This is a genomic window from Polynucleobacter sp. AP-Sanab-80-C2 (assembly GCF_035012965.1).
GTDB lineage: Bacteria > Pseudomonadota > Gammaproteobacteria > Burkholderiales > Burkholderiaceae > Polynucleobacter.
Genome location: NZ_JAYGQS010000002.1, coordinates 224,811 through 235,410 on the forward strand (window position 1 = coordinate 224,811; position 10,600 = coordinate 235,410).

Below are 10,600 nucleotides of genomic sequence, written 5' to 3' on the forward strand. Positions count from 1 at the left end.
AAGTTTGAGCTTAAAACAGCTTCCAGTCAGGGTCTTTTTCAGCTGGGTTTGCTGGGGGAATTTCAGCTTCTGGACTCTTTGGAGTATCAGGCGAAACGGTATTCAAAGGAGCATTTGGAGGCTCTGAAACCGTTAATTGACCGAAAGTTTGGGCTAGGGTGTTGGCGTGTTGCAAGAGCGCCTCGCCACTATGGACCGTATCTTTCATGGTTTCTACATTTTTCTGGGCAATTTTTTCGACCTGAGATACGGCGCTGTTCACTTCATAGAGGTTCAAGCTCTGATCTAAAGAGGCGGTAGTGATGTTGGCGCTCATATCGGCGACATATTGTGTGGAGCTAGCAATACGCTCGACCACCTTATTAATACTATCCATTTTTTCAGCAGGAATTCCTGACTGAGCTACTTCAGCAGTGAGGGTATTCGCCATCTCAGAGGTAGAAACTGCCATGAGACGAGCCTGTTTGGCGTTTTCAGCGTTTTGTTTTGTGCTATCACCCAAGCTTTGCATCTTGAGATTAGAGCTTTGCAAGACCTGAGCTTGCTCTTCGGCGCCCTTGATGAGGCTTGTATGGTAAAGCGTTAACTCTTTAGCCAACTTTTGAATCTCAACCCCTTGACCTTTAGCAAAGCTACTGAGCTCTTCCATCTTATCTAGGAGTTGATTCATGGTTTTATTGAGTAAATTAACTTCTTCCAGTTCGCTATCAACCGCAAGACGTTTACTCAAATCATGATTTTGTAGCGCTACGGGAATAGCTTGAGCTTGTGTTAAGGCTTTTTGGAGAGCTTGTTGCACACTACGTTGCGCAGACTCAGAGACTTGACCCTTTTGCATTGCCAGGTCAATAGTCGTATTGAGTTCTTGCGCGAATTCATAAAAAGCACCACGATGCTGATCAGCATCTCGGCGGCCTAATAACTTTCCATCTTGCATGGCGGCATTCAAAATGCTGGTATCGAGCATGAACTGCTTCCATTCACCCTGAATCGCTTTAATAGCTGCCATCGCACTGCTATGGTCACCTGCGCTCAATGTAATGCGGTAATCCAATTGACCACTAGCGATATAGCCTGCAGCCTTAGTTAATTCTTCAGGGCTAGCACCTAAGCTGTGTTTCAGAGTTCTTGAGATTAGGAGTGCCAAGCCAAGCATGATCAGCATGCCAACAGTAATGATCATGAGCTTATCAGTAGGCATGCCATTAACAGAGGATGGCGCATTTGACTTAACTGAAGAGACTTCACCACTTGGCGTGTTTGATGTTTCAACTACTGGAACTGAAGGTGCTGCAGGTGCAACTTCTGTCGCACTTTTCTTTTGTAAGGCAATGAGTTTTGTACTCGCTTGGGCTTTGATGAGCGCATCTACATCAGCTATTACTTGTGTTTGCATGCCTTGGGTGCGGGCGAGCAGGGCGCTGGCTTGCGATAAGTAGTTCACTTGCAAAAGGTCCACAGTCGGCTTGATCGATTGGTTAACCAGTTTGTCAAAATCGCTTGTAAATTGTGTTGCTAATGTTTTTTCTTCAGCGCTTAAAGGACTCGCTAAATAAGATTGCCAAATAGCATTCATATCGGCGAGATCTTGAGTAACACGGTCCGCTAAATTGCGCACTTCTTCTGAGACAGGATCAGGCGCTTTTTTTTCTGCATAAGCAGTATTTAAAAAGAGGCGATTTTGTGCAATTAACTCTTTGAGCTTATTTAAATCGACAGGTGCCGGAGCCTCATCTTTTGGTGAGTCAGGAGTTGTGTTTTTAGCGGAAGTAGAGCTTGCAGACTTACCAGAGATTTTGAACTCCGGTGCCCAGCTTTGGGTATTGAGCAAAAGCAGACCCGCCATCAAGAGCGCGGTCAATAACATGCCGATTAAGCCAACTTTGACTGGCAAGTAAGGGAGCTTAGGGAGACCGGTCTTTAGTGTCATCATGATCTACATTATTACAAATAGGCGAAAGGGTAAATGCTTTTAATAGTGCATAGAGTAGAGGCGATAGGTATCACTGATTAGGGCTCAGCATTACGGCTTAGCGGCGGGCTTAACATCAGGCTTAGTGTCTGTTGCCTTAACTGCGGCTGCCTTTGCATCAGGAGCCCCTGCTTGAATGCCTTTTTGAACTGATTCGGCATTACCTGCCTCAATAGACATATTTTTCTCAATGCGTTCTTGAGCTTTTTTGTTCATCACAATAATCGAGATGCGGCGATTAATGGGGTTTAATGGGTCTGCCTTGTCGTATAAAACGGCAGAAGATAGACCGATAACCTGCAATAGTTTGGTTTCATCCATGCCGCCATTGACTAATTCTCGTCTCGCAGCATTAGCTCGGTCTGCAGATAATTCCCAGTTGCTATAAGACTTTTCTTTATTAGGGAAAGGGTGTGCATCGGTATGGCCAGATAGGGTGAGTTTATTTTCAACACCATTCAATGACTTGCCAATGGCCTTCATAATATCGCGTGCATAAGACTGGAGCTCATCATCGGATAATGCAAACATCGGTCTCTTGAGGTTATCTACAATCTGAATTCGCAAACCATCGTCAGTAATGTCAATTAATACTTGTTGTTTATAGCTTTTAAGTTGAGGATTATCTTGAATGACAGATTCAACTTTGGTCTTCAGTTGCTTAAGACCTTCTTCATCCAGCATTTTTTGCGGAGATTTATCGCTGTTGTCATCCGCTTTAGAAACTTCACCATCTTTACGTGTGAGATCTTTACCGCCGCCAACAAAAATGCCGCTTGCTCCTGTAGTGCTAGGGCCGGTGGAGACAATTTTTTCAATTGGCATCTTAAAGTATTCAGAGATACCTTTTAAATCTTCTTTAGAGACTGAAGCTAGTAGCCACATCAATAGGAAGAAGGCCATCATGGCCGTTACGAAGTCTGCGTACGCAATCTTCCATGCACCTCCGTGATGTCCGCCAGCAACTTTTTTAACGCGTTTAACAACAATGAGCGGCTTTTCTTCTTTAGTAGCCATGGATTAACGCGTTTTGGCGCCCTTAATATATTCTTCGAGTTCAAGAAACTCAGGACGCTCAGTTGAATTTAATACCTTACGTCCAAACTCCACGGCAATCGTCGGCGCGTAACCATTTAAGCTCGCTAGCAAAATGATCTTAGCGGTTTGGAGCATCTTGGTAGATTCATTGAGTTTTTGCTCAAGGATGGTAGAGAGTGGGCCCACGAAGCCATAGCAAAGCAAAATACCTAAGAAGGTTCCTACGAGAGCGTGTGCAATCATGACGCCCAGTTCATTGTTGGATACTTGACCAACAGATGACATAGTGTGAACCACGCCCATCACCGCAGCAACAATACCAAACGCTGGCATACCGTCGGCCATTTTTGCAATCGCATGACAGACTGCATGACCTTCATTATGGTGAGTCTCGATATCGATATCCATCAAATTTTCAATTTGGAATGGTTCCATATTGCCGGAGAGCATCATGCGTAAGTAATCGCATAAAAAGTCCATCAAGTGATGGTCTTTCATAATCTTTGGGTACTTGGTGAAGATCGCACTGTTCTCAGGATTTTCAACATCTTTTTCGATGGCCATCATGCCGTCTTTACGAATCTTGGTCAAAAACTCAAACATCATGGCTAGTAAATCTAAATAGAGGGCTTTGCTATAACTAGATGGAGCCAGCACAGTCGGCAGGGCTGCAACCGTTGCTTTAATGGTCTTCATGTCATTACCGACTAAAAAGGCACCAAATGCAGCGCCACCAATCATCAATAACTCGATCGGTTGAAGTAGAGCCGCAAGGTGACCGCCGGCCATCATAAATCCGCCGAAGACTGAGAAAATAACGACTACATAACCAATGATGACAAACACAAGAAGCCCCTTTTTGCCTGAATAACAGAAGAATACCTGTAATTACGACATTTAATTGCCTGAATAAAGCAAGATTATGGTGCCTGTCTTCCCGTTAAGCGGGGCGATATTGGCCCATTTTGTAGACGTAGCACTCCCGTTGATCTGAGCTAAAGATCATTTTTTGGGATTCTTGAATATTGGGCACGGGAAATTCATGACTTAGTAAGAGGCTTTCACCACCCATCTCTAGAAGGGCTTTTTGCCATAGATCGGGCATGGCAGCTGGTGAAAGGTAGGCAAAAATTAGGTCATAGTTGGCAAAATCAACCTTTTCATAGTTGCCGAGGCGAAAAAGAGCTGTTGATCTGAGAAATTTGGACTGAATAACACTCATCATCCAGGGTAAAGGGGCTATTTCAATGCCCTCAACGTAAGATTCTGGTCGTAACTGGGCTATGCGAATTGCAAAATTGCCTAGGCCACTGCCAATTTCCAAAATTCTGAGCTTTTTGCCTGGCAAAAGTTCAGAAACGGCATTCCAAACCTCGGGCTTGGAGGGGTAAAAGGGCACTTGAGTGATAAAAACCGACCAAAAAAGGGCTGCTGTGAGTAGAAAGCCGAGCAAAAAGTAGCCAGTCGGAATATCCAGTGCCAGCGCAACCCAAATAGCCAAGGGAAAAAGCAGGTGAATATAGCGCCACCAATGGGCCATTCGAAAGGTAATGCTTAAAAAATAGGCAATGATTCCTTGTGCTATTAAAAGAACTGCCAGATTGGGAAAGGCACTAGGTAAAAAGCCTGGGAAATGAAAGTCTAGTTGTATCGCAAGCCAACATAAGGCAGCCGCCAGAACAAAAGCGCAGCCTTGGACTATCAGGGCAATCAGCGCATGCGGAACCTTGCCAAATAAAAAATGCTTTGCCATTAAATCGGTGACTTCTGAAAATTCATTTCACTAAATCCTCATCAATCGCAATTTTGAGCCGTAAAGGGAATATAGGAATCCACACAAGCGCGCCATATTAAGCAGTGCGGTGTCAAAACGTTTGTTGGTATTGAAGTATTCAAATGAAGCAGTGTCGAAGTTTTAGGCTAAGGATATGTTGCGTTTAAATTATCTTTCATTATTGATTGCGAGTCTTCTGATTTGTTCAGGATGCACTTCTGCGAGCTCGCCCTATGCAGTCAATTGTGATAATTGCAACTCACAGCCTTACTATTCAGTCATGATTATTCAGCCAGGAATGTCCAGTGATTTTCCGGTGAGTTATCGCGTTCGACTGCCTGATAGCGATACCAAGGTCAATAAGATGATGCCAACTGAGACCGTAAGTTCTAGATCGGTTGCGCAATGAAACTATTATTAAACATGCTCTCCGCCATGGGGCGTGGCACCTTTGCCTGTACTTTATTGACTGCATTCACTTGCCTCACTTCTGCTCATGCACAGACCCAGCCAGGTCAAGAAAAGACAGTTTCACCTTATCCGTTTCGCTATGAGCCCATTTCTTTAGTACCAAGCACTTCATCAACCGGGGCACTCAATACTGCTTCGATGTTTATTGCTGAGCAGCTTGAGCGCAATCTTTCTCCAGAGATGAGAAGCCGTGCCTTAGTAGTTACTGATTTTGTTGCTCTGAATACCTTGAATGAGACTTCTCAGTTGGGCCGTCTCTTAGCGCAAAACTTAATGCATGAAATGCAATTAAGAAATTGGTCCGTCACAGATATCACCTTCAGAAAAAATATTCTGATTGAAGCTAGCGGTGAGTTTTCTTTGAGTAGAGATGTCAAGCAACTCAAGCCACCAGTACAAACTGGCAGCATCATCACTGGTACTTATGTGAATACTGCTGAAGGTTTGATTTTGAACGTCAGAATGATTCAGGTGATCAGTGGCGCGGTAGTGTCTACAGCCCAAGTGAAGTTGCCTGCTGATCGTCTGATCTCGCATTTGTTGGATGGTCCTCCAAGACCGCCAACCATGACAGTCTTAAATCTCACTAATTAATCCCACTAGCATCCACTAGTAGAATACGACTTTTATTGATATTCTGAATCGATATGTCTATTCGTCCTGCCTCTCGCTTTACTTTCCTCCCTCTCGTCATTGTTTTGCTCGGCGCGCTATTGGGTCTGACAGCTTGCGGCACTACCAGTCGCAGTGATGCGCAATGCCTCACGTTTGAAGATAAGCTGCAAGCAACCGATTTGACTGCGCTGGTATCTGGTATGGCAACCGAACTGAATACGGCATTACCTAAGTTTGATCCTAATGGCCCAGATGAATACGGCGTATTGCTCGTTGCCGATTTTGTGAATGTCAATACACTCAAAGCAGAGCCGAATGTCTTGGTGATGAGCGAAATGATGCGTACTTATCTAGCGCGCATACCAGGCAAGAGAGTTGTGCAAGTTGAGTTTGGTAAAGATATTCGCATCAGTGATACCGGTATTGTATCTTTGACTCGTAAGATTGGTCAGACTGGCAATACCAAGGTTGGCGCTAGCCAGGTGATTGTTGGCACTTATCTCAACATGCCCAATAAGCTGGTGATTAATGTCAAAGCCATTGACCCAAGCAATCAAATTATTAGTGCAGCGATTGTGCGCGAGTTGAACTACACGTGCAGCGCTGGCAAATTAAGACTAGATAAATAAGTCTCTAGTTCATCCAAAGAGCGAGTTGCTTGACTAGCTCTTGAGGGTCAACTGTTTTAGCAATACAGCCATTCATTCCATGATCAAGGCATTGCTGAGTGGTATCTGCGCATACCCTGGCACTCAGCCCAATAATTGGTAAATGCTGAAGATGTTCTTGTTGTCGAATGAGTTTACATGCTTGCAAGCCATCCAATACAGGCATGTGAATATCCATCAACACCGCGTCGTATTGCTTGGTCTTGAGTAGCTCTAAAGCATCTTGACCATTGCTGGCCACGTCAATGCTCGCCCCAAAGATTTCTAAAAATTCTTTGAGAGCCTCTTGTGCGATCACATTATCTTCAGTGAGAAGAATAATGCGATCTTGCAGTAGCTTATCTTGGAGATCTTGCTTGACAGTAGTGCGCTCTGAGCGCGCTTCCGATTGATCAAGATATTGTTTTGCTTTGATCCGCGTAGTCGTGAGCATCTCTAAAAAATGGTGGTAGTTCTCTGTTTGGAGTTGACCCAGCTTTAAATCTGCCTCCAGAAATTCAGCGGCAGCAAAAACTGCTTCAGCACCAATCGTGGCTGCAGATCCTTTAAATCCATGAATACGACTTTGTGCAGCTTGGTAATCATTCATGGCAATTTCATTTTGAAGACCCACACTGCAATCGCGACAATCTAATGCAAAGAGATTCAGAAGTTTATGGGTCAAAGAAATATCAGCCATGAAGAGGGCTAGTTTTTTGAGGTTAAATCCAGACAGTTCTCCTAGGGGGCCGTCGGAAAGATCTTGATCGGGCGCCATGCTTGAATAGGAAGTATGCAAATCAGTATCGGAGACCTTCAATTGCGAAATCCAACTCACCAATGTTTGATATAGCTTGTCTGGGTCGATGGGTTTGCTAATAAAGTCATTCATCCCGTGGTCAAAGCATTGCTGAACTTCATCTGCAAATACCCCTGCACTGAGTCCAATGATGGGTAAGGACTTCAAATGTTCTTGCTCTCGAATTTGTTTGCATGCTTGCAAGCCATCGAGCACGGGCATCTGAATATCCATTAAGACTGCGTCGTAATGCTTGGTCTTTAATAGCGCTAAAGCATCTTGGCCATTGCTAGCAATATCAATACGAGCACCCGCGCGGATTAAAAATTGCTTTATGACGGTTTGATTGATGAGGTTGTCCTCAACAATCAGGACTTGAGACCTTGCTAACACCAAATGGTGGTGATTTTTTAAATCCTCAGGAGAATTGGTGTTGTTTATAGTCACAACTTCACGCTTTATTTGCTGTGAATTGAGTGCGGTAAATCTGCTGATCTTGATTTACAGGCTGCAGAGCAGGGCAGTAGAGCAATGTACCCAAATCTTTGTTGGTAGCTAAGTTTTGAATGCTTTGCGGCGTATACAAAATCTAGTCTCCATGTCTGCCCTAGCTTGATGGCTCGGGCTTCTGCTGGCTATTTGAATAGCCATTCTTTTATCCATTTTCTAAGATCAAATGCACGACATTGCCGCTCATTAATCCCTACTCAAAATGGATTTTATACATATTTGTAAGTATTTTCCTTACTAAATTTGTAGCATTTATCTCATTTAGAAAAAAAATGGGTCGGGCAAACTACATCCATCGCGAAAGTACTAAATCGCATAAATTAAGTGAGATAGAACATGCAACTGATTGATAAATCACAAGAAAGCATTATGACAGAAATTCGTGAAGCGAATCTGAATTATTTAATGCTGGCTCAACAGATGATTCAAGCAGACAAGGAGCAGGCTGTTTTCCGCCTTGGCGTGAGTATGGATATCGCTGATTTAATTGGGGATTTAAGCAATTCTCAACTGATTAAGTTGGCCAGCTCCAACATGATGCTGATGCGCTTCCGCTTTGACGATGCTGCTATGTTGGGTATGCTGACCAAAAATACTAAGGGTTTATCCCAATCTATCGTCCACAGTTCTATTTTGATGGCCGGCCAAAAAGCCGAAGCCATTGCCTAAGTTCTGCAATATTCATAACGAAAGCGGAATTTAGATCATGAAAGTCAAAAGCATTGTTGGTGAAACTGAGCAGCTGCAATTAGCGATTCAGTTAATTAATTTGGGTGCGCGTCTACAGTTATTGGAGTCACACACCTCTTTATCACGCGAGCGTTTGACTAAGCTTTATAAAGAATTAAAGGGAATCTCGCCCCCCAAAGGCATGTTGCCATTTTCAACCGATTGGTTTTTGACCTGGCAGCCGAATATTCATTCTTCTTTATTTCTCAATATTTACAATTTCTTAAAAGAAAATACTGGTGTGACCGGTATTCAGGCACTCATTAAGTCATATCAGCTCTACCTTGAGCAATATCACATCATTGAGCAGGCTGATGACCATCCGATCAGCGATGAGCCAGTCATTAGTTTGATTCGCGCTTGGACACTGATTCGTTTTGTAGAGCAAAAACTCCTGAAAACTGAAACTTGTTCATGTTGTAAAGGCAAGTTTGTGGTTGATGTGTATGACCTCCACGAAGAGTACGAGTGCAATCTGTGCAATGTGCCCTCTAGAGCAGGTAAGTACCAGAAGAACAAGAAGTATCTGCTAGCTGCCTAACTGAACAAGACAAGCTAATTCAATAGGCTTTACCCAGCAATAAAGCCCTCTCAAAGCAACATTTCTCGAAGAGTTTAGGAATTAAGGCTATTAAGTGCCTTTTTTCTAACCATTAAAAAAACAGTAATTAATTAATATGGCTTAGTTACTTAAGCCATTAATTTTATTGTGTTTTTTTAGTTCGTATGAATAATTCGATCACAACCTTAGCATCTAGCCTGCAAAGTGCAGTCAATGATGTTCAGGCACGTCTTGAAGCTACGCATACGCAGATTGCTGATGGCAAGCAACCACTATCTAAACAACAAGCTAGTGTCGTTGCTAGATTATCTAATCAGGCCACTAGCCAAGACGCTGTTCAAGGCAATATCACTAACGCCAACAACATCATCGATATTACGCAAACAGGCTTAAGTTCAATTTCATCGATTCTGGCGCAAATGCAGAGTTTGGCTACTCAAGTATCCAATGGCTTATTTAACTCAGTTGATCAGACCAATTTGTTTACTCAATTTGCTAGCCTCAATAGACAAATTGGGCAAATTGCTGCTACGACCAGCTTAAACGGCAATAATTTACTCACTGGTAATCAGACTTTATCGGTAGTCAGCGGCACCGATGGTGTGAATAACCAAACCACTTTAATTCAGGGCATTGATATCACCCGTTTGCAAACAGCTCTAAATGCGATTACTTTTGCAGTTGCTTCTCAAAATTTAACTCCCACTACGGTAGTAGATGGCGTACCTACTGTCAGCAATCCTACAAGTGCACAACAAACCATTAGCTTTAATGGCTTAGCTAATGGCGATAGTGCAACCATTGGTGGCTTAACATTTACTGCCAATAGAGACTTAACTGCAGCACAAGTGGCAACCGTTTTTGCTCAAAAAGTAAATACCCCTGGTGGTACCTCTGCATACGGTACTTTTACAAATAGCTTCACAGGCAGCTTTACTGCATCTGATAATGGCAGTGGCACGGTGATCTTCACTGGATCTATCACTGGACCACAATCTATTTCTGTTAGCGGCAACATTACCAGCGCTACATCCCCAATCACCAGCAGCAATATCACTAGCAACATCTCTGGGGTGACTTACGTAGCACCTACCAATGCGCAGCAAACTATCAGCTTTAATGGTTTAGCGAGAGGTGATAGTGCAACTGTAGGCGGTTTAACATTCACTGCCACTAGTGATTTAAGTGCGGCGCAAGTGGCAGCAGCCTTTGCGCAAAAGATCAATACCCCTAGTAGCACTCCAACAGGCGGCAACTTCACGAACAGTTTTATGGGTGGCTTTGATGCCACTGATCTTACCAATGGTTCAGTGAGATTTACGAGTAATCCTTTAGGCTATCGAGACCCAGTGTCAGTTAGCGGCAACATTACCAGCGCTACATCCCCAATCACCAGCAGCAATATCACTAGCAACATCTCTGGGGTGACTTACGTAGCACCTACCAATGCGCAGCAAACTATCAGCTTTAATGGTTTAGCGAG

Annotated in this window: 11 protein-coding genes; 6 read left to right on the top strand and 5 right to left on the bottom strand. The window is 43.6% G+C overall.

Annotated elements, in window-relative coordinates; genetic code table 11:
• Positions 1–10: 10 nt before the first annotated feature.
• The 4 genes from VC178_RS04335 to VC178_RS04350 form a co-directional block, all read right to left on the bottom strand.
• Complete coding sequence (locus tag VC178_RS04335; protein WP_323481706.1) at positions 11–1,933, bottom strand: methyl-accepting chemotaxis protein; 1,923 nt, start codon at positions 1,931–1,933, stop codon at positions 11–13.
• Positions 1,934–2,023: 90 nt separating this feature from the next.
• Positions 2,024–2,989, bottom strand: a complete 966-nt coding sequence (gene motB, locus VC178_RS04340) for a flagellar motor protein MotB (protein WP_216127516.1) — start codon at positions 2,987–2,989, stop codon at positions 2,024–2,026.
• 3 nt (positions 2,990–2,992) lie between these two features.
• Complete coding sequence (gene motA / locus VC178_RS04345) at positions 2,993–3,856, bottom strand: flagellar motor stator protein MotA (protein WP_088525993.1); 864 nt, start codon at positions 3,854–3,856, stop codon at positions 2,993–2,995.
• Positions 3,857–3,950: 94 nt separating this feature from the next.
• Complete coding sequence (locus VC178_RS04350; protein WP_323481707.1) at positions 3,951–4,763, bottom strand: class I SAM-dependent methyltransferase; 813 nt, start codon at positions 4,761–4,763, stop codon at positions 3,951–3,953.
• 175 nt (positions 4,764–4,938) lie between these two features.
• On the opposite strand from VC178_RS04350, the gene VC178_RS04355 reads away from it, so the two are divergent.
• Genes VC178_RS04355 through VC178_RS04365 form a run of 3 tightly spaced genes read left to right on the top strand, consistent with a single transcriptional unit; the run spans position 4,939 to position 6,499 of the window.
• Positions 4,939–5,193 carry a hypothetical protein gene (locus tag VC178_RS04355; protein ID WP_088525991.1) on the top strand — a complete coding sequence of 85 codons (255 nt, stop codon included), beginning with the start codon at positions 4,939–4,941 and terminating at the stop codon, positions 5,191–5,193.
• On the top strand, positions 5,190–5,849 hold the full coding sequence (locus tag VC178_RS04360) for a FlgO family outer membrane protein (RefSeq protein WP_215296781.1): 660 nt from the start codon (positions 5,190–5,192) through the stop codon (positions 5,847–5,849). The genes VC178_RS04355 and VC178_RS04360 overlap by 4 nt, the downstream gene beginning before the upstream one ends.
• A 53-nt stretch (positions 5,850–5,902) precedes the next feature.
• Positions 5,903–6,499 carry a FlgO family outer membrane protein gene (locus VC178_RS04365; protein ID WP_323481708.1) on the top strand — a complete coding sequence of 199 codons (597 nt, stop codon included), beginning with the start codon at positions 5,903–5,905 and terminating at the stop codon, positions 6,497–6,499.
• A 4-nt stretch (positions 6,500–6,503) separates the two neighbouring features.
• Here VC178_RS04365 and VC178_RS04370 read toward each other — a convergent pair whose 3' ends face one another.
• Positions 6,504–7,763 carry a response regulator gene (locus VC178_RS04370; protein WP_323481709.1) on the bottom strand — a complete coding sequence of 420 codons (1,260 nt, stop codon included), beginning with the start codon at positions 7,761–7,763 and terminating at the stop codon, positions 6,504–6,506.
• Positions 7,764–8,162: 399 nt separating this feature from the next.
• On the opposite strand from VC178_RS04370, the gene flhD reads away from it, so the two are divergent.
• The 3 genes from flhD to VC178_RS04385 form a co-directional block, all read left to right on the top strand.
• On the top strand, positions 8,163–8,495 hold the full coding sequence (flhD, locus tag VC178_RS04375) for a flagellar transcriptional regulator FlhD (RefSeq protein ID WP_088525987.1): 333 nt from the start codon (positions 8,163–8,165) through the stop codon (positions 8,493–8,495).
• A gap of 37 nt (positions 8,496–8,532) precedes the next feature.
• Positions 8,533–9,096 carry a flagellar transcriptional regulator FlhC gene (gene flhC, locus VC178_RS04380; protein WP_088525986.1) on the top strand — a complete coding sequence of 188 codons (564 nt, stop codon included), beginning with the start codon at positions 8,533–8,535 and terminating at the stop codon, positions 9,094–9,096.
• Positions 9,097–9,281: 185 nt separating this feature from the next.
• Positions 9,282–10,600, top strand: a 1,319-nt coding sequence (locus VC178_RS04385) for a hypothetical protein (protein WP_323481710.1), incomplete at its 3' end; no start/stop codon positions are given.